Genomic DNA, 20,985 nt, shown 5'->3' on the forward strand with positions numbered 1-20,985 from the left:
GCGAGCTGAGTATGAACGGTGTTCGCGGGACCCCTCCCGGTCACCGGGGCAACCGGGACGCCGCCGCCTCGGCGAGCTCGACCGCCCGCGGGCAGTACTGGGCATCCGGGCGGGGTCCGGCGACGGTGAGCATCAGCACGTCGATCGTGGGCCCGGACGGCCTGCCGGGTGGCCGGTGCACCACGTGCACGGTGCACTTCTCGGCCTTGGGATCGATGTGGGCTTCGTGGTTTCCGAAGGCGATCCGCTCGCCTTCGATCGGCGAGGTGCTGGAGTGCTGGTCGTACCGCACCTGGACGTCGATCTGGTCGGCGGTGCCGAACCACCGGCAGCGCCAGCCGCCGTAACCGCGGGCGCCGGCGGTGGCGTCGATCGAGGGGTAGACGGCCAGCGCGGCGGCGTCGAGCAGGCCGCAGGCGTCCACGTGCGCCAGCGAACCGGGGGGCAGCGGTTCCTCGCGGCGCGGGATCGGGCCGTGCTCCAGCACGGCGCGCACCTGCTCCACGGCCACGTCGGCGGTGGCGCAGAGCCGGTCCTGGGGGTGTGCCCCCTTCGCCGCCACCTGGATGCCGTAGCGGTCGTCCAGCAGCACCGGCCGGGCGCATTCGTCGTCCTCCTGCGGCCCCTCGTCCTCGAACAGCTGGCCGACCACGGGGTGCTGCTTGAGCCGGAGCAACTGCACCTCGACGTCCACCGCGATCGCCGGATCCGCGCCGGGGGACAGGATGACGTCGCAGCGGTTGAAGTTGCCCATCGCCCGGTGCAGTCGCGCGGGTACCCCGAAGTGCGCGCCGAGGGCGCCGGGATCGAGCAGGGCGCACGGCGACGCGGTGTGCTCGTCCCCCACCGGGTCCGCGACCGGATCGGCGTGCCACAGCACCGGCACCAGAACCGCGGCGGCCACGACCACCACGAGCCCGGCCGCGAGCAGGACCGGGCGGCGACGCGAACGCACGCGCTCGGCGGTGGCGGCGGACGGGACCGGCCGGTCGGGTCCGGCGATCTCCTCCAGCCGCTGCCGAGCCTGGTCGACGCCCGGCCGCCGCTCGGGCCGCACCGCCATCATCTCGCCGAGCAGCGGCGCCAGCGCGCCCGTGCCGGACAGGTCCGGAATTTCCCCCCGCCGGGCGCGGTCGAGCACGTCGACCGGTTCACCGGTGCCGAACGGCGGCGTTCCGGTCAGCGCGGTGTAGAGCGTCGCGCCGAGGGAGAACACGTCCGCGGCTTCCGAGGCGGGGTGCCCGGCGGCCACCTCGGGTGCGACGTAGGCGGGGGTGCCGCTGATCGTGCCGTCGTGGGTCCAGGTCTGCTCCCGCCACACGGAGATGCCGAAGTCGGTCAGCTTGGCCAGACCGTCTTCGGTGACCAGCACGTTGCCCGGCTTCACGTCGCGGTGCACGATCCCGCGTTCGTGCAGGGCGGCCAGTGCGGCCGCGATCTGCGCCCCCACCCCGGCCACCCACCGGACCGGGCGCGGCCCGCGTTCGGCCAGCACCCGGTCCAGGCTGTCGGCGGGCAGGTACTCCATCACCAGCCAGCACCCGTCCGCTTCGACGGTGTCGAAGATGGCGATGGTGTTGGGGTGGTGCACCTGGGCGGCCGTTTCGGCTTCGCGGTGGAACTGGATGCGGTCGGCCTCGCTGACCATCGCGTGGGGGCGCTTGAGCGCCACCTTGCGCTTGAGCTTGCGGTCGAAGGCCGTCCAGACCAGCCCACCGGCCCCGCCGCCGGTCACGTCCTCCAGCTGGTAACGCCCGTCGACCACATCTCCCGTGCGCACGGGACGTAGTGTATCCAGGCCGTTTGCGCTACCTCACCGATGCGTCACGGTCAGCCCGTGGATCACCACCTCGCCGTAGTTGCCCGCCTCGCAGGGCGTGGACCGCTGGCAGTTGGCCTGGGTGTAGGCCCCGGCCTTGAAGTAGGCGCCGGGGAAGGTGGCGGGCAGCGTCACCTTGTGCACCCCGTTGTAGTAGGCGTCGATCCGCCCCTCGTGCACCTCGAACTTGGCTTCGAAGCGGGTCCCGAGCACGTAGTCGTCGTCGATCAGCGCGTAGTTCGGGTCGTCCCCGTTGGTGACGTAGAGCTTCGACCCCTCCAGCCGGAACACGGTGACGTCGTCGCTGCCGTCGTGGATCTGGCCGGCCACCACGTGCGGTTTGTCGTTGGGCAGGTGGGTGATCGCCTGGTCGATGACCATGGTGTGGGTGCCCGAGTCCGGCGGCCAGCTGATGTGCTCGGTGCCCCCGCGGGTCATCTCGTGCAGTTCGGACCGCGGGTAGCTGCTGTTGGGCGTGGTCACCCCGGTCACCGCGCTGCGGAAGCGCACCCCGTCGCAGTCCGCCGTCGGCACGAACCACGGGTCCACGCGGTATCCGCGCAGCCGGGGCTGGCGCACCTCCAGCGGTTGCGGGCCCGCCTGGGCCGGGTCGTCGACCGGCAGGGTGATCTTCCAGTTCCGCAGGTCGAGCACCTGCGCGGGCCGCGTGCACCGGCCGGGGTCCCCGTCCGCGGCCAGCGCGCCGGGGACCACCACCATTCCCAGTGAGAACGCGCAGGCGGCTACGCCTGCGGTCAGTCTGATCGGCCGCATCCTTCTCCCATCAGGTCGGAGTTCGCCCCGGAAGCCTGCCGAGCCGCCGCGGGGACCGGTCCCCCGGTGCTGCGCCACCTTGGTCGCATGGCGGCTGAGAAAACACCGGTCAACCTAAGTGAGGTCCGATGAGACGAACTCTTGGCGTGGTGCTGGCCGTGGTGGTGGCCGGGGTGCCCGGCGCGTTCACCGCCGCCGGCGCGACCACCGCCGCGGCGGGGCCCCCGCTCCAGGTGGCGGGGGTGTCGGCCAGCCCGGACGACGGCAACGTGCCTGCCAACACCCTCGACGGCGACCTGAACACCCGGTGGTCCTCCGAGGGCGACGGGGCGTGGATCCGGTACGACCTCGGCACCGCGCAGACCGTCGGCTCGGTGTCGCTGGCCTGGCACAAGGGGGACACCCGCAAGGACACCTTCGACGTCCAGCTCTCCGCCGACGGCTCCTCGTGGCAGACCGTGCTGGCGGGCAGGACCACCAGCGGCACCACGCTCGCGGCGCAGAACTTCGACTTCGCCGACGCCTCCGCCAGGTACCTGCGCGTGGTCGGGCACGGCAACACGGTCAACGAGTGGACCAGCATCGCCGAAACGACCGTCCACGGGGCCGACGGCGGCGGTGGCGGTGGCGGTGACTGCACCCATCCGGCGGACGTGCTGGACCTGCGGAACTTCTACCTCGGGTTGCCGATCGGCGAGGAGGAGAAGCCGAAGAACGTCAAGCAGCCCGAACTCGCCACGTACTCGATCGACCCGTGGTTCACCACCACGCCGGGGTGCGACGGGGTGCGGTTCCGCGCCGCGGTCAACGGGGTGACCACGAGCGGCTCGAACTACCCGCGGTCGGAACTGCGGGAGATGACCGACAACGGCCAGGAGAACGCGGCCTGGTCGGCCACCAAGGGCACGCACACGATGACCATCGACCAGGCCATCACCGCGGTCCCGAACGACAAGCCGCACGTCGTGGCCGGGCAGATCCACGACAGCAGCGACGACGTCTCGGTGTTCCGCCTGGAGGGCAGCAAGCTCTACGTCACCGACGGCGACACCTCGGACCACCAGCTGGTCGACGGCGACTACCAGCTCGGCGAGCGGTTCCAGGCGAAGTTCGTGGTGAGCGGCGGGAAGATCAAGGCCTACTACAACGGGGTGCTCAAGACCACGCTCTCGGCGGACTTCTCCGGCGGGTACTTCAAGGCGGGTGCCTACACGCAGGCCAACTGCGGCAAGTCGAAGCCGTGCTCCGGCGACAACTACGGTGAAGTGGAGATCTACGGCCTCCAGATCACCCACGGCTAGCGCAGGAAGGAGCCACCCGGGCCCGGGTGGCTCCTTCCTGCGCGGCTCAGACGAACGCGCTGCGCCCGGTGATCGCCTTGCCGACGATCAGGGTGTTCATCTCCCGGGTGCCCTCGAAGGAGTAGATCGCCTCGGCGTCGGCGAAGAAGCGGGCGATGTCGTTGTCCAGCAGGATCCCGTTGCCGCCGAAGATCTCGCGGCCCCAGGCGACGACCTCGCGCATCCGCGAGGTGACGAACGCCTTGGCCAGCGACGAGTGCTCGTCGCGGAAGACACCGGCGTCCTGCAGCCTGGCCAGCTGCACCAGCATGCCCCACGACGCGGTGATGTTGCCGAGGCTCTTCACCAGCAGGTCCTGCACCAGCTGGAAGCCCGCGATGGGACGGCCGAACTGCTCGCGCCGCCCGGCGTAGTCCAGCGCGGCCTCGTAGGCGCCGATCATCACGCCGAGCGCCTGCCAGGCGACACCCCCGCGGGTGGCCCGCAGGATCTCCGCGACATCGCGGAAGGAATTGATGTTCTGCAACCGGTTCGCCTCCGGCACCCGGACGCCGGTCAGGGTGATCTCGGCGTTCTCCACGATCCGGAAGGCGATCTTGCCCTCGATCTTCACCGGCTCGAACCCCGGCGTGCCCTTCTCCACGACAAAACCCTTGACGTGGTTGTCGTCGACGTCACGCGCCCACACCACGACGTAGTCGGCGAAGGTCGCGTTGCCGATCCACTTCTTGGCGCCGTCGAGGACCCAGGTGCCGCCTTCGCGCCGGGCGGTGGTGCGCATACCGCCCGCGACGTCGGACCCGCCGAGCGGTTCGGTCATCGCGAACGCGCCGATCTTGTCCATCGCCGCCATGGCGGGCAGCCACCGGTCCCGCTGCTCCTGGCTGCCACCGGAGTGGATGGAGTACATCGCGAGTCCGTTGTGGACACCGAAGAAGGTGGCCACCGAGGCGTCGACGCGGGTCATCTCCATCGCCAGCATGCCGTTGAGCAGGTGGCTGACCGCACCCGGGTGCTCGCCGTAGCCCTCGTAGGGCAGCCCGGCGAGACCGCTTTCGCGGAACCGGCCGATCAGCTCCTCCGGGAACTCACCCCGGCCCCAGTTCTCGTTCACCAGCGGCTTGACCTCGCGGCGCAGGAACTCCCTGGCCTGGCGGAGGATCTTGTGCTCGTCCTCCGGCAGCAGCGCTTCGTAGCCGTAGAAGTCGGCGGTCAGCTGGTCTTCGACCTTTTCGTCGTGCATCTTCCCTACTCCTTCCCCGTACCGTCCAAAGCGGACAGCACGGCGAGCTGCCTGCGGTCGCGCGCCTCGGCCAGTTCCGAGTACGCGGCGGAGCCGTAAGCCCGTTCCACGGCTTCGATGAGCCGTTCCTGTTCCCGTTCGTCCTGCGACGGCCTGCCGAGATCGGCCCACATCCGCTTCATCGACCGGCCGATGTGCTCGGCCAGGTGCCGGTAACCCCCCGGCCCGCCGCCCAGGTGCGAGCCGAGGAACGGCCCGACGGCGGCCCAGCGCAGGCCGAGCGAGTTCGTCACCACCCGGTCCAGTTCCTCCGGCGTCACCACGCCCTGCTCGACCAGGTAGATCGCTTCGCGGCTGAGGGCGTTCTGCAGGCGGTTGCCGACGAAACCGGGGATCTCCTTGCGTTCCACCACCGGGGTGCGCCCCACGCGGGTGTAGAACTCCACCGCGTCGCGCACCGACTCCTCGCTCGTGCGCTCCCCGGGCACCACTTCGACCAGCGGCATCAGGTGGGGCGGGTTGAACGGGTGCCCGATCAGCACGCGCCCCGCCTCGTCGAGGTCGCCGGTGAAGGCGCTCGACGGAATGGCCGAGGACGAACTCAGCAGCAGCGCGTGCGCCGGTGCCTCGCGGACCAGGGTGGCGAACAGGTCCTTCTTGAACTCGACGTCCTCGGGTCCGTTCTCCTGCACCACGTCCGCGTCGCGGACGGCCGCGGCGGCGGCGTCGTCGGCGTCGTCGGCGAGCTGCACCCGGTCCGCCAGCCCATCGGTGTCCAGCCCCTGCGCGGCCAGGTGCGGGGTGAACGCCTCCAGTGCGGCGGCCACGGCTTCGGCGAGGTCGGGGCGCGGATCGCTGACCCGCACGGTCAGGCCGTGCCCGGCGAACAACGCCGTCCACGAAAGTCCGATGGTGCCCGCGCCGATCACCGCGGCGGTGCGGAATTCCCGGCTCATCACCGTTCTCCTTCCAGGTAGTCGAAGACCGGCGTGACCGGGGCCAGCGTCAGGTCGGTCCGGATGTGGCTGGCCTCGACCACCTCGAGCACCGGCAGGTCGGCCAGCGGCGCGAGCACGTGCTGGAACAGCTGCAGCCGCGCGGGCCCGGTGTGGGCCTCCTTGACCACCACGTCGGTGATCTGCGTGCGGACCAGCTCCTGCACCCGTGGGGTGCCGTCGTAGCCCGGGATGGTCTTGAGCATGAACGTCGGCACGGTGATCTGCGCCTCGGCGGCCGCGGGCTCGAGTTCGCGGTGCTTGTAACCCATGGTCGCGGTGGCCACCCGCAGCGTGCCGTAGTCGAGGGTGCCCACCAGCACGCCGTGCTCGACGTGCAGCGCGGGCGAGCCCACGGTCTTCGGGTACGCGCTGACCTCGCGGCCGGACGCGGTCGCCGGGAAGTTGTCGAGGTACATCGCGTGCAGGTACTCCCCCCGCTCGCCCTCGAAGCTGACCGGGATCGCCTGGCCCGCCTCGGTGTACGGGCCGTAACCGCTGACGTCGCCCATCTTCATCACTTCGAACCGCACCAGCGGCTCGTCGATCCGCAGCGGCTCCGGGACCACCGCGCGCAGCGCGTCGGCGTCGGTGCGGTAGACGATGTTGAGGTACTCGCGGTCGGTGAACCTGGGCACCACCGGCGCGAACGCCGGGCTGGTCAGCGGCGTGGTGACCCGGCGCCGCACTTCGTCGATCTTCATCTCACTCCCCCGTCCACCGCGGGGCGCGGCGTTCGGCGAACGCCGTCATGCCCTCGCGGACGTCTGCCGAAGCCATCAGCTCGCCCAGCACCTCGCGTTGCGTGGCGAACGCTTCGGGTTCGGGCAGGTCACCGGCCGCCCGCACGCCCTTCTTCACCGCGGCGAGGGCGAGCGGCGCGTGCTCCGCCAGCCGCTCGGCCAGCTGCAGCGCGACGGCGGCGGCCTCACCGGCGGCGGTGACCCGGTTGACCAGGCCCAGCTCACCGGCCCGCCGGCCGGTGACCGGCTCGCCGAGCAGCAGCAACTCCATCGCGATGTGGTGCGGGATCCGCCGGGGCAACCGGATCACCCCGCCGCCCGCGGCGATCAGGCCGCGCCGGACCTCGGGCAGGCCGAACTCCGCGTTCTCGGCGGCGACGACCAGGTCGCAGGCCAGCGCCAGTTCGAACCCGCCACCCATGGCCCAGCCCTCCACCGCGGCGATCAGCGGTTTCGACGGCGGGGCCTCGGTCAGCCCGCCGAACCCGCGCCCGGCGATCTGGGGCGACTCGCCGCGCAGCGCGGCCTTGAAGTCCATGCCGGCGCTGAAGCTGCCCTCGGCGCCGGTCAGCACCCCGGCCCGGAGCGCGGGACCGGCGTCGAGCTCGTCCAGCGCGGCGGCCAGGCCGGTGGCGACCGCGGCGTTCACCGCGTTGCGCGCCGCCGGGCGGTCGATGGTGATCAGCAGGGTGCTGCCGATCCGTTCCGTGCGCACGCTCATGGCTTCCTCCTCAGCGGGTGGCCAGCTCGGCGAGGACCTCGTCGGTGTCCTGGCCGGGCACCGGGGCCAGGCGGCGGATCGAGCCGGGGGTGGCGGAGAACCGCACCGGGATGCCGACCGTGCGGATCGGGCCCTCGGTGGGGTGCTCGACGGTGTCGAGCAGGTGGCCGTCCCGGACGTAGTCGTCCTCGGCGGCGTGGTCGAGTTCCAGCACCGGGGCCATCGGAATGCTGTGCTCGGCGCACACCTCGGTCCATTCGGCCGTGGTCAGCGCCGGGGCGCATTCGTCGATCAGCTCCGCGAGCGCCTCGTGGTCGTCGCCGTCGATGGCTTCGCCGTTGACGCGCGGGTCCTCGGCCAGGTCGGGCCGCCCGGCGGCGGCGAAGAAGTCGCGGAAGTTGCGCGGGTTGTACGGGATCACGCAGGCCAGGCCGTCGGCCGTGCGCACCGCCCGGTGCCCCTTGTTCATCGACAGGCCGAAGCCGGTCGCCCAACCGGCGGGCTCGTACACGTGCCCGGCCAGGTGCTCGACCAGGTTGAACGCGAGCAGCGTGTCGGTCATCGGGATCTCGACCAGCTGACCCCGCCGGGTGCGCTCGCGGTGCAGCAGCGCGGCGAGCACGCTGTAGACGATGGTCAGCGAGGAGACCTTGTCGCCGAGGATGGTCGGCAGGTAGGCCGGGGTGCCCAGCGCCCGGTTGGTGATGTCGACCAGGCCGGACGCGGCCTGCACGGTCTCGTCGTAGGCGGCGTGGCCCGCGCGGTCCGAATCACCGCGGAAGCCCTGGGCGTGGGCGTAGACCAGGCCGGGATTGGTTCCGGCGAGGTCGTCGTAGGTCAGGCCGAGGCGTTCGAGCGCGCCGGGGCGCATGTTGGTGATCAGCACGTCCGCGGTGCCGACCAGCTCGAGCGCCCGCTCGCGCTCGGCCGGGTCCTTCAGGTTCAGCGCCACACTGCGCTTGTTGCGGTTGACGTTGAGGTTCAGCGGGGTCATGCCCGGCGTGGTCCGGTACCTGCCCACCCGCACGGTGTCCGCGGGCGACTCGATCTTGATCACGTCGGCGCCCAGGTCACCGAGGATCTGGGCGGCGTAGGGGCCCATCACCACGGTCGAGAGATCGATCACCCGGATCCCGTCCAGCGGGCCGTTCGACTGCGTCATCTCCAGTCCTTTCGCGCCTCGTTCCGAATTGCTCCACCCACCAAGCTAGGCGCGTTCGACCAGAATGGGAATGATCAAATCGAGAACAATGGTATGACCGCAGCGGTCATACCATTTTATGGGGTCAACGACAGAGAATTCCGTCGAAGACACCCCTGGCCGCGGCGACCAGTTCGCCCAGGTCACCGCCGACCGCGCGGTCACGGAGCCAGACCAGGCCGGTGTCCAGCCGAGGCTGGAAATCGGTGAACGGCAGCACGGTCACGTTCTCCAGCCGGTAACCGCTCATCGGGCTTTCCGGCGCCAGCATGGAAATGGAGAATGCCGATCCGCTGGAAATTATTTCGGATGCACCACCGTAACCGGTGTCGGCCAGTTTGATGCGTTTACGGATACCGCGTTCGCGCAGTTCCCGGTCGAGCTGGTCGAAATAGGCCGGGGTGATCTCCGCCGGGGTGGCGACGTAGGACAGGTCGGCGAGTTCGGCCAGCGCGACCGCGTCCCGGCCGGCGAACTGGTCCGCCGGGACCACCGCGCCGAGCCGTTCCGACATCACCGTCACCTGGTCGAGCGCCGGATCACCGACCGGCAGCCGGGCCAGTGCCAGCGCCAGCTTGCCCTCGCGCACCGCGGCGACCAGCGCCTGGGTGGTGCCGGGCCAGCGCTTCAGCTCGATCCGCTCGCGCACGCGCTCGGCCAGCTCGTTGACCCGCGCCCGCAGGTCCGGGTGCACCCCGGCGGGCATGCCGAGGAACATCGTGGCGCGCCGCCCGCCGGTGGCCTCGCGCAGCCGCCACGGAATGGAGTTGACCCGGTCCAGCACGTCACGGGCGATCGGCAGCAGCGCCGCCCCGGCTGGGGTGAGCGTGACGTGGTGCGTGCTGCGGTCGAACAGCCGCTCGCCCAGCTCGTGCTCGAGGTCCTTGATCCGCTGGCTGAGCGGCGACGGCGCCAGGTGCAGGCGCCGGGCCGCGGCGGAGAAGTTCAGCTCCTCGGCCACCGCGACGAAGTAACGCAGGTGCAGCATCTCCACCGGAACGACCCTACGCGCGGGTGTAGCGGAGGATGCGGTACCGCAGGCCGGTCGCCGAAGTCCGCCAGCCGGGGTCCTCGGCGACCCGCCAGTCCGCGTCCGGGGTGGGGGCGTAGGTGTCGCCGTCCACCGCCGAGTCCACCTCGGTCACCGACAACGTGGTGGCGTGCGCCAGGGCGGCGCGGTAGATCTCCCCGCCGCCGATCACCCACACCGAACCGGCGTCACCGGCCAGCCGCAGGGCCTCGGGCACGGACCCGGCCCGGTCCGCCCCTCCGGCGCTCCACCCCGGGTTCCGCGTCACCACGATGTTGCGCCTGCCGGGCAGCGGGCGGAACCGCGGCGGCAGCGAATCCCAGGTCCGCCTGCCCATCACCACCGGGTGCCCGAGCGTGGTCGCCTTGAAGTGCGCCACGTCCTCGGGCAGCCGCCACGGGATCCCGTTGTCCGCGCCGATCACCCCGTTGCGGGCCTGCGCCCAGATCAGGCCGACGTTCACACCGCCACCGGGGCCTTGATGGCCGGGTGGTGCCGGTAGTCCAGCACCGCCACGTCGCCGTAGGCGTAGTCGAACAGCGAATCGGCCCGGCGCAGGTCCAGCCGGGGGAACTCGAACGGGGTGCGCGAGAGCTGCTCGGTCACCTGCTCGACGTGGTTGTCGTAGATGTGGCAGTCGCCACCGGTCCAGACGAAGTCACCCGGCGCCAGCCCGGCCTGCTGCGCCACCATGTGCGTGAGCAGGGCGTACCCGGCGATGTTGAACGGGACGCCGAGGAACAGGTCGGCGCTGCGCTGGTACAGCTGGCAGGACAGCCTGCCGTCGGCGACGTAGAACTGGAACAGCGCGTGGCACGGCGCCAGCGCCATGTTCTCCAGCTCGGAGACGTTCCAGGCGGACACGATCATCCGGCGCGAGTCCGGGTCGCTGCGCAGGGTGTCGAGCACCGCGCTGATCTGGTCGACGTGCCTGCCGTCCGGGGTCGGCCACGAGCGCCACTGCGCGCCGTAGACCGGGCCGAGGTCGCCGTTGGCGTCGGCCCACTCGTCCCAGATGGTGACCCCGTGCTCGTTCAGCCAGCCGACGTTCGAGTCACCGCGCAGGAACCACAGCAGTTCGTAGACGATGGACTTCAGGTGCACCTTCTTGGTGGTGACCAAGGGGAAACCCCGCGAGAGGTCGTAACGCAGCTGGTGCCCGAAAACACTCCGGGTGCCGGTGCCCGTCCGGTCGGCCTTGGCCGTCCCCTTCGTGAGCACCAGCCGCAACAGGTCTTCGTACTGGGTGTCCGCCACGGCCGCCGAGCTTACTGGCCGGTCCGGCACGGGCGAGCGCCCCCGTCGTACCGGTTCCCGAAGCTGCGGAGGACGACCGGACGTTCCGGGTGATGGGCCGGCGACGGGGATCACCGGGCGGCTCGCCGGTCCCACCCGGACACTGGAGGGATGAGCACGCCGCTGATCTCCCCCACCCGCATCTACGTGGAGCCCGCCGCCGCGGAGCTGCCACGGGGTCGCGACGTGCTCGCGCGGTTCCCGGACGCGGAGCGCGTCGAAGTGGACAGCCACTGGCGCATCCCCGAGCTGCACGGTGACGAGGCCAACGCCAAGCGCTGGGTGCGCATCAAGCGGGAGGCGCTGGTGCTGGGGGTGAAGAAGTCGCTGAGCGCCAGGATCAACGGGCGCTCGGCCCACTTCATCGCGCCGTCCACCGCCAACGGCTGCGCGATGGCCTGCGCCTACTGCTACGTGCCGCGGCGCAAGGGCTACTCCAACCCGATCACCGTGTTCGCCAACATCGACCGGATCACCGGCTACCTGGCCCGGCACGCCGCCCGCCAGGGGCCGATGACCGAGCCGGGGCAGATCGACGACCGGGCGTGGGTCTACGACATCGGGGAGAACTCCGACTGCTCGGTGGACGCCCTGGTCAGCGACAACGTGCGGGACCTGGTCGAGCTGTTCGGCGGCCTGCCGAACGCCAAGGCCTCGTTCGCCACCAAGTACGTCAACCGCGACCTGCTGGACTGGGACCCGCGGGGCGGCACGCGGGTGCGGTTCTCGCTGATGCCCGAGCGCACCGCGAAGCTGCTCGACATCCGCACCAGCCCGATCAGCGAACGCCTGGCCGTCCTGGACGAGTTCCACGCCGCCGGGTACGAGGTGCACGTCAACCTCAGCCCGGTCGTCGTGCACGAGGGCTGGCTGGACGACTGGCGCGAACTGCTGGACGCCCTCGGTGACGCGACCTCCGCCGCCACCAAGGACCAGCTGGCCGCCGAGGTGATCATGCTCACCCACAACCGCGCGCTGCACGACGTGAACCTGCGCTGGCACCCCCGTGCCGAAGAACTGCTGTGGCGCCCCGGCCTGCAGGAGGTCAAGCGCAGCCAGGGCGGCGGGGTGAACGTCCGCTACCGGCACGGCCTCAAGCGCGAACTGCTGGACGAGCTGCTGAACCTCATCCACGCGCACGCCCCCTACCTGCGTGTGCGCTACGCCTTCTGACGCCTCCAGCCGGCGAGTGGTCAGCAGGTCGGCCCAGTTCGCCGGCGCGGCCTGTGCCGTGGATCGGCGACCGCCACCCCGTCGCGGCTGGCGTACCGGCTCCGCCGGCGGCGCCCTCCCAGAACCCGGCCACTCAATCCAGCCCGATCGGCTGCGGCACCGCGGCGGCGGCCGAACCGGACAGCTCCTCGAATTCGACGATGCCGTCGAGGTCCTGGCCCATCGCGATGTTGCCGAAGGCCAGGTCGACCTGGTAGTCCATGGCGAACGCGCGCTGGGCCTGGCGGATCAGCCCGAGGTAGGAGTTGTTCACCAGCACGTGGCTGCAGGGCAGGTGGAACCGGGCGCCGACGGCGAGTTCCTCGATCATGAACTGGAAGTCGTAGTCGCCGGACAAGGCGACCACGGTGGCCTCCGGCTCGGCCACGCACACGCCCAGCGTGGCGGGCACCGTCCAGCCCAGCGGCCCGGCCTGCCCGCAGTTGAGCCAGTGCCGCGGGTGGTAGACGCGCAGGAACCGCCCGCCGGCGATCTGCGACAGCCCGATCGTGGACACATACCGCACATCGCGCCCGAAGACCGCGTTCATCTCGCGGTAGACCCGCTGCGGTTTGACCGGCACCTCGGCGAAGCCCGTCCGGCGGGGCAGGGTGCGCTTGCGGTCACCGCAGGCCCCGGCCCAGTCCGCCCACGGCGGCAGCTTCCCGGCCGCACGACGATCACCGGCCGCCGCCTGTAGCTGTTCGAGCGCCGCCTTGGCGTCCGAGACGGCACCGTAGTCCGGCGCGAACACCCGGCCGATCTGCGTCGGCTCGATGTCGATGTGCACGAACCGCCGTCCGGCGGTGTAGGTGTCCAGGCCACCGGTGTGCCGGTTCGCCCAGCGGTTGCCGATGCCCAGCACGAAGTCCGAGGCGAGCAGGGTGGCGTTGCCGTGGCGGTGCGCGGTCTGCAACCCGGCCATGCCCGCCATCAGCCGGTGGTCGTCCGGGATCGAGCCCCAGCCCATCAGCGCCGGGATCACCGGCACGCCGAGCAGTTCGGCCAGCTGGACCAGTTCCGCGCCGGCGTCGGCGTCGATGACCCCGCCACCGGCGACGATGAGCCGGCGTTCGGCGGTGACCAGCAGGTCGAGCACGCTGCTGTCCCCCGTCCTGCCGCCGGGTTGCCGGTTCACGCCCAGTTGCAGCGCCTACGCCCAGCAGGCGCTCACCCGGCACGGCGCCGTCCGCGGCAGCTACCTCGCCCTGCGACGGCTCACCCGGTGCCGCCCGCACGGCCGGTCCGGCAGCGACCCGGTGCCCGAGGTCTTCACCTGGCGGCACCGCGGAGCGCAGTAGCTCCCGCCAGTCGCCGAGATGGGTTTCGCGTTCGTACAGGTCCACCTCGACCCCGCGTTCGACGAGGCCGGCCGCCGCCGGGTGGCGGATCCGGCGGCGGCCGTGGCTCAGTCTTCGACGGCGGGCCGGATCGTGCCGGTGACTTCACCGAAGCCGATTCGGCCGCCGTTCGGGGAGGGGGCTGTGGCGGTGATGGTGACCTCGTCGCCGTCGAGGAGGAAGGTGCGGTCTTCGCCCTTGACGGTGACCGGTTCGCGACCGCCCCAGCTGAGTTCGATGAACGCTCCGCGCTGGTGCTTCTCCGGCCCGGAGATGGTGCCCGAGGCGAACAGGTCACCGGTGCGCGCCGAGGCGCCGTTGACGGTCAGGTGCGCCAGCATCTGCGCGGGCGACCAGTACATCTCCCGGTACGGCGGGCGGCTGACCGTCTCCCCGTTCCACACCACGGCCAAGTCGATGTCCAGGCCCCAGTCCGCGCCCCGCAGGTACGGCAGCGGTTCCGGGTCCTGGCCGGGCAGCGGCACGCGGGCGGCGTCGAGCGCGGCCAGCGGGACCACCCACGGCGAGATCGAGGTGGCGAAGCTCTTGCCCAGGTGCGGGCCGAGCGGCACGTACTCCCACGCCTGCAGGTCACGGGCGGACCAGTCGTTCACCAGCACCGCGCCGAATACGTGCTCGTCGAACTCCTCGACGCCGACGCGGGCACCGAGCGGGGAACCGGTGCCGACGACAAAACCCAGCTCGGCTTCGATGTCCAGCCGCCGGCTCGGGCCGTACGTCGGGGCGGGCTCGTCCGGCGCCTTGCGCTGGCCGCACGGCCGGACGACGTCGGTGCCGGAGACCACCACGGTGCCCGCCCGGCCGTGGTACCCGACCGGCAGGTGCTTCCAGTTCGGCATCAGCGGCTCGGAATCCGGCCGGAACAGCCTGCCGAGATTGCTGGCGTGGTGCTCGCAGGCGTAGAAGTCCACGTAGTCCGCGACCTCGAACGGCAGGTGCAGCTCCACCTCACCGACCGGGTGGACCGCGGCGTCGGGCACGTCGCCCGCCAGCAGCTCACCGATCCGGGCACGGACCTCGGTCCACCGGGCCCGGCCCTGGGCGAGGAACGGGTTGAGCGATCCGGTGGCGAACACGTCGTCGCCGAGCAGGGGCGCCAGGTCCACCACACGGTCGCCGAGCCGGACGCCGACGCGCCGCGAAGACGCCGGTTCGCCCGCGCGGGAGAACACCCCGTACGGCAGGTTGTCGTGGCCGAACGGCGAATCGTCCGGGATCTCGATGACGGTCATGCGGTTGTTCCTTCCGTACCGGCGCCGGATCGCGGCGCGGTGACCAGGCCCAGCTCCACCAGTTCGGTGAGCGGGTCGGTGATGCTGCAGGTGCCGAACGAGGTGAAGGCCGCGCGGGCCGCGGCGGTGCGCTGCGGGCCGAGCGCGGTGAGCGTACCGGCGATCTTGGCGCCGTCGCGCTCGGCCAGCGCCGCGGCGGCCGCTTCGGCCGGCCCGCCGGTGAGCAGGACGTCCGTGGCGAGCAGCAGGTTGAGGAAACCGTGCTGCTCGAAGCCGGTCTCCGGGTCGGTGTTGCGGATGGCGTGGTGCAGCCCGGCGGTGGCCTTGAACGGCACCCCCGCCGCGACCACCGCGGCGATCGCATCGGCCAGTTCGGTCTCGTCGGGGTACAGGTCCGCCCGCACTCCCCCGGTCCGGAACTTCGCCCGGAACCGCCCGGCGATCGCGGCGACGATCTCGGCCCGGCGTTCGTCACGCGGGATCTCGACGTACACCTCCACCTCGGGCACGTCGCTGAGCTGGGCCAGCAGTTGCTCGCCGGACATGCCGCCGGGTACCGCGACCTCGATCGACCGCAGCTCGACCGGCAGCCGGTCGAGCGCCGCCAGCGCACCGGGCAACCCGGCCGGGCCCTCGGGCAGGGTCATCGACAGCGGCAGCCGCGCGCCGTCGCCGGGCAGGAGCGCGCCGAGTTCGGGCAACGCCGAAGCCGCCAGCACGAGCGGGCCGACCAGGTCCACGTACCAGGCATCGGCCCGGTCGCGGTAGGCGCGGACCGCGTCCGGCAGCGGGGCGAGCCCCGGCGGGAACACCGCGGCGTCGTCGCAGAGACGGGTGACCAAAGCGGGGATCTGGCCGCTCATACCGGTTTCCTTCCTGCCCCGCTCGGTTGCGGGGACCCACTGTAGCGAGGTGAGCCGAGTGCCCGCCGGAGCGCGGCACCGAGCTCGGCGGGGTCGGTGAGCACGGCGGCGATGTGGGCGTCCGGGCGGATCAGCCACAGCTCGTCGGGCCGGGCGCCCAGGGCAGCGGTGAGCGCACCGCCGGGATCGATCTCGTCCAGCCGGAGCACCGGGACCCCGGCCACGGGATCGGTGACGGAACCGGCCAGCACCAGGAACCCGTCCCTGGCCAGGGCCCGCACCCGCGTCCGGCCGATTCCCGGCACCTCCACGGGTGCGTCCGGCAGCAGCACCCCGGGCGCGGCGGGCGGTACCTCTCCGCGGGGCGGCCGTCCGGCGAACGGACGGCGTGGATCCGGGGTGGTCAACGGGGAATCGACGTACCAGAACGGTTCGGCCAGCCGTCCGGAGTCGACCTCCGCCCGGGCGGCCGGGTCGGTGGCCGCCCGGGCCAGCACCTCGTCCCGCCGCCTGGCCCGGGTTTCGTCCGGTGACACCAGGAAATCCATCGTCGCGGTGGTGACGGCGATGTTCTCCAGCGCCGCCGCGTGCCGTTCGTCGTGGTAGCTCTCGAGCAGTTCCGCCGGCGCCCAGCCGTACCCGGCATACGCGAGCTTCCACGCCGCGTTCTCCGCGTCACCGACCCCGGAGTTCAATCCACGCGCACCGAACGGCGAGACCAGGTGCGCGGCGTCCCCGGCGAGCAGCACGCGGCCGAGGCGCATCCGGTCGGCCACGCGTGCTTGGAAGCGGTACACCGACTTCCAGACGATTTCGTACGGGTGGTCGCCGATGATCCGGCGGATCCGGGCGTCCAGCGCACCGGAGGCGGCTTCGGCGTCGAGGTCGTAGTCTGCGGCCACCTGCCAGTCGATCCGGAAGGTCGAATCCGGGCACGGGTGGATGAGCACCTGGCGCCCGGGGTTCCACTCCGGGTCGAAGTGGAACCGCCGTTCGGTGGCCCAGCCGGGCAGGTCCGTGCGGATGTCGCAGATCAGGAACCGGTCGTCGAAGGACTGGCCGTCGAAGCGCACACCGAGCCACCGCCGCAGTTCGTCGCTGCGTGCCCCGGTGCAGGCGACCAGGTACGACCCGGCCAGCGACCGGCCGCCGGTCAGGCGCACCGACACCCCGTCCGCGTCCTGGTCGACCCCGGTCACCTCGTGCCCCCAGCGCAGGTCGGCCAGCGGTTCGGCGGCGATCCGCTCGTCGAGCACGGCTTCGGTGCGGGTCTGCGAGACGTTCACGAACGGCGGGAACGCCGGCTCTCCCGGTTCGGCGAACTCGTAGCTGAACAGTTCGGTGCCGCGGTGGAAGGTGCGGGCGGTGGTCCAGGTGACGCCCTCCTCGGCGATCCGGCGGCCCGCGCCGACCGCCTCCCACACGTCGAGCACGTCACGCTGCTGGCAGATCGCCTTGGAGCCGACCGGATCACGGGCGGGCCGCCGGTCGAGCACGATCGACGGCACGCCCCACCGCGCCAGCAGCAGGGCCGTGGTCTGGCCGACCGGACCCGCGCCGAGCACGAGCACCGGGGCGTGCGGCCATGGTTCGGTGGACATGGGACTCCCCTCCGCTCAGCCCTGCAACTGCGCCCACACTTCGCGATCGCGCTCGGCGGTCCAGATGACCGGCCGCTCGACGCCGGACAACTCGTCCCACAGGCGGGACACGTCGAAGGGCAGGCAGTGCTCGAAGATCGGCCAGTGGCCGTAGTCTCCGGCCAGCGCGGCGTGCGTGGCCTCGAACGCCTCCTTGAGCGTGCCGCCGCGTTCCCGCACGGCGCCGACCTCGCGGATCATCACCCGCAGGAAGCCGCGTGTCTGCTCGATCGCGGCGTCGACGGCCTCGCGGCCCCGGCTGACCGCGCCGCGCCCGCCGACCAGTTGCTCGGCACCGAGCGCCTGGACCGCGTCCAGGGTGCCGCTCGCCCATTCGCGGTGGAACGCGTCGCCGGTGTACAACGCGGCTTCGGCTTCCACCAGGTCACCGGCGAACAGGATCCGGTGCCGCGGCAGCCACGCGGTGATGTCGCCTTCGGTGTGCCCGCGGCCGTGCCACCGCAGCACGAGTTCACCGCGGTCACCGCCGAGGTCGATGGTGAGGCGGTCGGCGAAGGTGAGCGTGGGCCAGGTCAGGCCGGGCACCGAGTCGGCGGCCTCGGCCAGCCGTGGCATGCGCGCGAACTCGCTCTCCCAGTCCTGCTCCCCCCGCTCGGCGATCAACGCGGCGGTGTTCTCGTGCGCGACGACCGTCTGGGCGCCGAACGCGCTGGCACCGAGCACCCGCACGGCGTGGTAGTGGCTCAGCACCAGGTAGCGCACCGGTTTGTCGGTGTGCTCGCGCAGCCTCGCCAGCCACTTGCGGGCGGCCACCGGTGTGGCGAGCGCCTCGAAACAGACGACGAAGTCCTCGCCTTCGATCGCGCCGATGTTCGGGTCGCCCTCGGCGGTCAGCGCGTAGACGCCGTCGGCGAGCACCTCCAGGGTCTGCTCCTTCGCCTCGGTGTCGGCGGACGAGGCGAACGGCTTGGCCATGTGCTTTTCCCTTCTGCGGTAGGAAGTTATCCATCGGTCGCCAGGACGAACGCCTCCCGCTCGGCGGCGGGTCGTTCCCGCAGGGCGAGCACGGCGGCGAGGGTCACCAGGCAGGCGAGCATCATGTACGCCGACACCGACAAAGACGAACCGGTGACGCCGATCAGCCAGGTCCCGGCCAACGGCGCGAACCCACCCCCGAGAATGGCACCGAAGGCGTAGGCGAAGGAAACCCCGCTGTAGCGGACCGAGGCCGGGAACAGCTCGGCGTACGCCGCGGCCTGCGGTCCGTAGGTCAGGCCGAGCCCGAACGCCAGCACGACCACCGAAAGCAGCATCAGCGGCATCGACCCGGTGTCGAAGAGCAGGAAGAACGGGAAGGTCCACGCCGCCATCGCCAGCGTGCCGGCCAGATAGGTGCGGCGGCGGCCCCAGCGGTCGGACCACCGTCCGGAAAGGACGGTGAACACGCCCCACGCGACGGCCCCGGCCATGCCGACGAGCAGCATCGACGAACTCGGCAGGTGCAGGGTGCGGGTGCCGTAGGAGTTGATGAACGCGATCAGGAGGTAACCGACCATGTTGTTGGCGATGAACAGCCCGATCGCGACCACCAGCTCGCGGCGGCTGCCGCGGAAGAGCTGCCGCAGCGGTGCCGACCGCCGGGCCCGCCGATCACGCAGCTCGGTGAACACCGGGCTCTCGGAAACCTTGGCGCGCACGAAGAACCCGACGCCGATGAGCACCACCGAGAGCAGGAACGGGATGCGCCACCCCCACGCCTGGAACTGCGCGTCGTTGGTGGCGGACGAAACGGTGAAGAAGACCAGGTTCGCCAGCAGCAGCCCGACCGGCACGCCGATCTGCGGGAACGAGCCGAAGAAACCACGCCGCCCCGGTGGTGCGTGCTCCACCGACATCAGCGCCGCCCCGCCCCATTCCCCACCGGCCGAAAGCCCCTGCAGGAGCCGGAGAACGACGAGCAGCACCGGTGCGGCGACGCCGATTTCGGCGTAGGGGGGCAGCACGCCTACACCGACGGTGGAGATGCCCATCAGCAACAGAGTCGCCACCAGCACGGCCTTGCGCCCGTACCGGTCCCCGAGGTGGCCGGCGACGATGCCGCCGATGGGCCGGGCGACGAAGCTGACGCCGAGCGTGGCGAACGAGGCCAGCAGCGCCGCCGTGCCGTCCAGCGCGGGGAAGAACTGCGTGCCGAACACCAGACCGGCGGCGGAGGCGTAGATGAAGAAGTCGTACCACTCGATGGTGGTGCCGACCAGGCTCGCACCGACGACGCGCCGCAGTTGTGCGGTGCCGGCGGAACCGGCGAGCGGAGGGCTGTGCGTCATCGGCAGTCCCTTTCCCCGGCGAAGAGGTAATCAAAGGTTTGATTACCGGGGAACGTACGGGACGCGGATCGCTGACGCCAGTGAGCCAGGTCACAAAACTCAGAACCGCAGGTTGACCCAGTCCTCGGTGTGCGCGGCGGTGGCGAGCTTGGTCAGGATGCGGTTGAGCGCCTCGAGTTCGGCGGGTTCGAGCAGCCCGGCCCACGCCGCTTCGCGCTGGTTGTGGCGGCGGAAGGTCTCCTCCAGGCGCTCCCGGCCGGGGTCGGTGAGGGCCAGCAGCACCGTGCGGCGGTCCCGCTCGTCGGGCACCCGGTCGAGCACCCCGGCGGTGGTCAGCGTCTTGGCCAGGCTGGACACCGCGGCCCGGCTCATCCCGGTCAGCTCGGCGGCGCGACTGGGTTCCTGCGGGCCGGACACCCACAGCGTGAACACCAGCCGGAAGGCCGACCAGCTCCACCCGGCCGGCCGGTGCACGGTCGACTCGAGGTCGTAGACGAGCGCGTTCGCCACCCGGTGGGTCAGCAGCACCATCGACATCGCCGCGCGATCGGTCCCGGGCAGCCGATCCCGGGTCCGGTCCAGCGCGACCTCCACAAAGGACAGGAAGTCGGACCGGGGGTCGAGGGGCTCTGCCACGGGTCGATGGTAGGCCGTCACGTCGGTCCCGCCGAGATCGAGTCGAGGGCGCGCTGGATGAGCACGGGCAGTTCGCCACCGTGGGTGACCCAGTCGTCGAGCGAGATGCGGACCGCGGCCATGCCGAGAGCCGCGAGCAACCGCGGTCGGGGATCGGGTTCGGCGAGGTCGCTGAACCGCGGGGTGAGCAGTTCGGCGATGACCTCTTCGTAGCGCTGGTACGCCCGCACGGTCCAGGCGGCCAGAGCCGGTGACGAGCGGGTGAGGCGGGCGAGTTCGCAGATCTGGTCGCGGTGCGCCGGGAACTGCCCGGCGAGCCCGCCGAAGGCCGCCACCAGCGCGTCCCAGGCGGGCAGGTGCGCCGGCTGGTTCGCCAGCGCCTCGGTGACCAGGGTGAGCCACGGGCCGGTGATGCCCTCGGCGACCGCGCTCTCCTTGGTGTCGAAGTAGCGGAAGAAGGTGGCCCGCGCGACCTCGGCGTCGGCCGCGATCCGGTCCACCGTGGTGCCGCCGACCCCCTGCGCACCGGCGAGCCGGGCGGCCGAAGCGGCGATCCGGGCCCGCGTCGCCCGCCTCTTGCGGACGGCCAGGCTGTCCGGTTCACTCTGAGACACAGTCTCATTCTGGATT

The 20,985-nt window shown here is 71.5% G+C and carries 20 protein-coding genes and 1 pseudogene; 3 read left to right on the plus strand and 18 right to left on the minus strand.

Annotated elements, in window-relative coordinates:
* Positions 1–40: 40 nt before the first annotated feature.
* Both AC07EG_RS06250 and AC07EG_RS06255 read right to left on the minus strand, forming a co-directional pair.
* Positions 41–1,780: a serine/threonine-protein kinase gene (locus AC07EG_RS06250; RefSeq protein WP_478251950.1), complete on the minus strand. Its 1,740-nt coding sequence runs from the start codon at positions 1,778–1,780 to the stop codon at positions 41–43.
* A gap of 33 nt (positions 1,781–1,813) precedes the next feature.
* Positions 1,814–2,593: a polysaccharide lyase family 7 protein gene (locus AC07EG_RS06255; RefSeq protein ID WP_478251951.1), complete on the minus strand. Its 780-nt coding sequence runs from the start codon at positions 2,591–2,593 to the stop codon at positions 1,814–1,816.
* Positions 2,594–2,721: 128 nt separating this feature from the next.
* Here AC07EG_RS06255 and AC07EG_RS06260 point away from each other — a divergent pair, with 128 nt between their 5' ends.
* On the plus strand, positions 2,722–3,894 hold the full coding sequence (locus tag AC07EG_RS06260) for a polysaccharide lyase family 7 protein (RefSeq protein WP_478251952.1): 1,173 nt from the start codon (positions 2,722–2,724) through the stop codon (positions 3,892–3,894).
* A gap of 46 nt (positions 3,895–3,940) precedes the next feature.
* On the opposite strand, the gene AC07EG_RS06265 is transcribed toward AC07EG_RS06260, so the two are convergent.
* The 8 genes from AC07EG_RS06265 to AC07EG_RS06300 form a co-directional block, all read right to left on the minus strand.
* Positions 3,941–5,137 (minus strand): acyl-CoA dehydrogenase family protein, encoded by a 1,197-nt coding sequence (locus tag AC07EG_RS06265; protein ID WP_478251953.1) that lies wholly within the window; start codon positions 5,135–5,137, stop codon positions 3,941–3,943.
* Between the two features lie 5 nt (positions 5,138–5,142).
* The gene (locus AC07EG_RS06270) at positions 5,143–6,093 is read right to left on the minus strand and encodes a 3-hydroxyacyl-CoA dehydrogenase NAD-binding domain-containing protein (protein ID WP_478251954.1); all 951 of its coding nucleotides are present in this window, start codon (positions 6,091–6,093) and stop codon (positions 5,143–5,145) included.
* The gene (locus tag AC07EG_RS06275) at positions 6,093–6,836 is read right to left on the minus strand and encodes an acetoacetate decarboxylase (RefSeq protein ID WP_478251955.1); all 744 of its coding nucleotides are present in this window, start codon (positions 6,834–6,836) and stop codon (positions 6,093–6,095) included. The genes AC07EG_RS06270 and AC07EG_RS06275 overlap by 1 nt, the downstream gene beginning before the upstream one ends.
* Before the next feature lies 1 nt (position 6,837).
* Entirely contained in the window at positions 6,838–7,596 is a 759-nt protein-coding gene (locus tag AC07EG_RS06280; protein WP_478251956.1) for a crotonase/enoyl-CoA hydratase family protein, read from the minus strand.
* A gap of 10 nt (positions 7,597–7,606) precedes the next feature.
* Positions 7,607–8,758: a CaiB/BaiF CoA transferase family protein gene (locus tag AC07EG_RS06285; protein WP_478251957.1), complete on the minus strand. Its 1,152-nt coding sequence runs from the start codon at positions 8,756–8,758 to the stop codon at positions 7,607–7,609.
* Positions 8,759–8,882: 124 nt separating this feature from the next.
* A complete protein-coding gene (locus tag AC07EG_RS06290; protein ID WP_478251958.1) occupies positions 8,883–9,791 on the minus strand; it encodes a LysR family transcriptional regulator in 909 nt (302 codons plus the stop codon).
* A gap of 10 nt (positions 9,792–9,801) precedes the next feature.
* Positions 9,802–10,290: a dihydrofolate reductase gene (locus tag AC07EG_RS06295; RefSeq protein ID WP_478251959.1), complete on the minus strand. Its 489-nt coding sequence runs from the start codon at positions 10,288–10,290 to the stop codon at positions 9,802–9,804.
* Positions 10,287–11,084: a thymidylate synthase gene (locus AC07EG_RS06300; RefSeq protein WP_478251960.1), complete on the minus strand. Its 798-nt coding sequence runs from the start codon at positions 11,082–11,084 to the stop codon at positions 10,287–10,289. The genes AC07EG_RS06295 and AC07EG_RS06300 overlap by 4 nt, the downstream gene beginning before the upstream one ends.
* 150 nt (positions 11,085–11,234) lie before the next feature.
* Between AC07EG_RS06300 and AC07EG_RS06305 the strand changes: the two genes are divergently transcribed.
* Positions 11,235–12,296, plus strand: a complete 1,062-nt coding sequence (locus tag AC07EG_RS06305; protein WP_478251961.1) for a spore photoproduct lyase family protein — start codon at positions 11,235–11,237, stop codon at positions 12,294–12,296.
* Between the two features lie 226 nt (positions 12,297–12,522).
* Here the strand turns inward: AC07EG_RS06305 and AC07EG_RS06310 are convergent.
* Positions 12,523–13,422: pseudogene (locus AC07EG_RS06310) on the minus strand (thiamine pyrophosphate-dependent enzyme); the annotation flags it as partial.
* On the opposite strand from AC07EG_RS06310, the gene yidD reads away from it, so the two are divergent.
* Positions 13,397–13,636 carry a membrane protein insertion efficiency factor YidD gene (yidD, locus tag AC07EG_RS06315; protein WP_478251962.1) on the plus strand — a complete coding sequence of 80 codons (240 nt, stop codon included), beginning with the start codon at positions 13,397–13,399 and terminating at the stop codon, positions 13,634–13,636. The pseudogene AC07EG_RS06310 and the gene yidD overlap by 26 nt on opposite strands.
* Positions 13,637–13,743: 107 nt before the next feature.
* Here the strand turns inward: yidD and fahA are convergent, their stop codons facing one another.
* The 7 genes from fahA to AC07EG_RS06350 form a co-directional block, all read right to left on the minus strand.
* Complete coding sequence (gene fahA, locus AC07EG_RS06320; RefSeq protein WP_478251963.1) at positions 13,744–14,928, minus strand: fumarylacetoacetase; 1,185 nt, start codon at positions 14,926–14,928, stop codon at positions 13,744–13,746.
* Positions 14,925–15,791 (minus strand): hypothetical protein, encoded by an 867-nt coding sequence (locus AC07EG_RS06325; protein ID WP_478251964.1) that lies wholly within the window; start codon positions 15,789–15,791, stop codon positions 14,925–14,927. The genes fahA and AC07EG_RS06325 overlap by 4 nt, the downstream gene beginning before the upstream one ends.
* Positions 15,788–17,392: an FAD-dependent monooxygenase gene (locus tag AC07EG_RS06330; RefSeq protein WP_478251965.1), complete on the minus strand. Its 1,605-nt coding sequence runs from the start codon at positions 17,390–17,392 to the stop codon at positions 15,788–15,790. Before AC07EG_RS06330 ends, AC07EG_RS06325 begins: the two co-directional genes overlap by 4 nt.
* A gap of 15 nt (positions 17,393–17,407) precedes the next feature.
* A complete protein-coding gene (locus tag AC07EG_RS06335) occupies positions 17,408–18,367 on the minus strand; it encodes an MBL fold metallo-hydrolase (RefSeq protein ID WP_478251966.1) in 960 nt (319 codons plus the stop codon).
* Positions 18,368–18,393: 26 nt separating this feature from the next.
* Positions 18,394–19,719, minus strand: a complete 1,326-nt coding sequence (locus tag AC07EG_RS06340) for an MFS transporter (RefSeq protein WP_478251967.1) — start codon at positions 19,717–19,719, stop codon at positions 18,394–18,396.
* A 99-nt stretch (positions 19,720–19,818) separates the two neighbouring features.
* Entirely contained in the window at positions 19,819–20,355 is a 537-nt protein-coding gene (locus AC07EG_RS06345; RefSeq protein ID WP_478251968.1) for a MarR family winged helix-turn-helix transcriptional regulator, read from the minus strand.
* A 17-nt stretch (positions 20,356–20,372) separates the two neighbouring features.
* Positions 20,373–20,969, minus strand: a complete 597-nt coding sequence (locus AC07EG_RS06350) for an acyl-CoA-like ligand-binding transcription factor (RefSeq protein WP_478251969.1) — start codon at positions 20,967–20,969, stop codon at positions 20,373–20,375.
* Between the last annotated feature and the right edge of the window lie 16 nt (positions 20,970–20,985).

Source organism: Amycolatopsis sp. NPDC045836 (genome assembly GCF_056431745.1).

What these genes read in the sequence shown, in the direction of transcription:
- AC07EG_RS06280 (WP_478251956.1), bottom strand. Translation starts at nt 7,596, where the DNA reads ATGAGCGTGCGCACGGAACGGATCGGCAGCACCCTGCTGATCACCATC.
- AC07EG_RS06325 (WP_478251964.1), bottom strand. Translation starts at nt 15,791, where the DNA reads ATGAGCGGCCAGATCCCCGCTTTGGTCACCCGTCTCTGCGACGACGCC.
- AC07EG_RS06330 (WP_478251965.1), bottom strand. Translation starts at nt 17,392, where the DNA reads ATGTCCACCGAACCATGGCCGCACGCCCCGGTGCTCGTGCTCGGCGCG.
- AC07EG_RS06305 (WP_478251961.1), top strand. Translation starts at nt 11,235, where the DNA reads ATGAGCACGCCGCTGATCTCCCCCACCCGCATCTACGTGGAGCCCGCC.
- yidD (WP_478251962.1), top strand. Translation starts at nt 13,397, where the DNA reads ATGAGCCGGCGTTCGGCGGTGACCAGCAGGTCGAGCACGCTGCTGTCC.
- AC07EG_RS06335 (WP_478251966.1), bottom strand. Translation starts at nt 18,367, where the DNA reads ATGGCCAAGCCGTTCGCCTCGTCCGCCGACACCGAGGCGAAGGAGCAG.
- AC07EG_RS06270 (WP_478251954.1), bottom strand. Translation starts at nt 6,093, where the DNA reads ATGAGCCGGGAATTCCGCACCGCCGCGGTGATCGGCGCGGGCACCATC.
- fahA (WP_478251963.1), bottom strand. Translation starts at nt 14,928, where the DNA reads ATGACCGTCATCGAGATCCCGGACGATTCGCCGTTCGGCCACGACAAC.
- AC07EG_RS06340 (WP_478251967.1), bottom strand. Translation starts at nt 19,719, where the DNA reads ATGACGCACAGCCCTCCGCTCGCCGGTTCCGCCGGCACCGCACAACTG.
- AC07EG_RS06265 (WP_478251953.1), bottom strand. Translation starts at nt 5,137, where the DNA reads ATGCACGACGAAAAGGTCGAAGACCAGCTGACCGCCGACTTCTACGGC.
- AC07EG_RS06275 (WP_478251955.1), bottom strand. Translation starts at nt 6,836, where the DNA reads ATGAAGATCGACGAAGTGCGGCGCCGGGTCACCACGCCGCTGACCAGC.
- AC07EG_RS06285 (WP_478251957.1), bottom strand. Translation starts at nt 8,758, where the DNA reads ATGACGCAGTCGAACGGCCCGCTGGACGGGATCCGGGTGATCGATCTC.
- AC07EG_RS06255 (WP_478251951.1), bottom strand. Translation starts at nt 2,593, where the DNA reads ATGCGGCCGATCAGACTGACCGCAGGCGTAGCCGCCTGCGCGTTCTCA.
- AC07EG_RS06260 (WP_478251952.1), top strand. Translation starts at nt 2,722, where the DNA reads ATGAGACGAACTCTTGGCGTGGTGCTGGCCGTGGTGGTGGCCGGGGTG.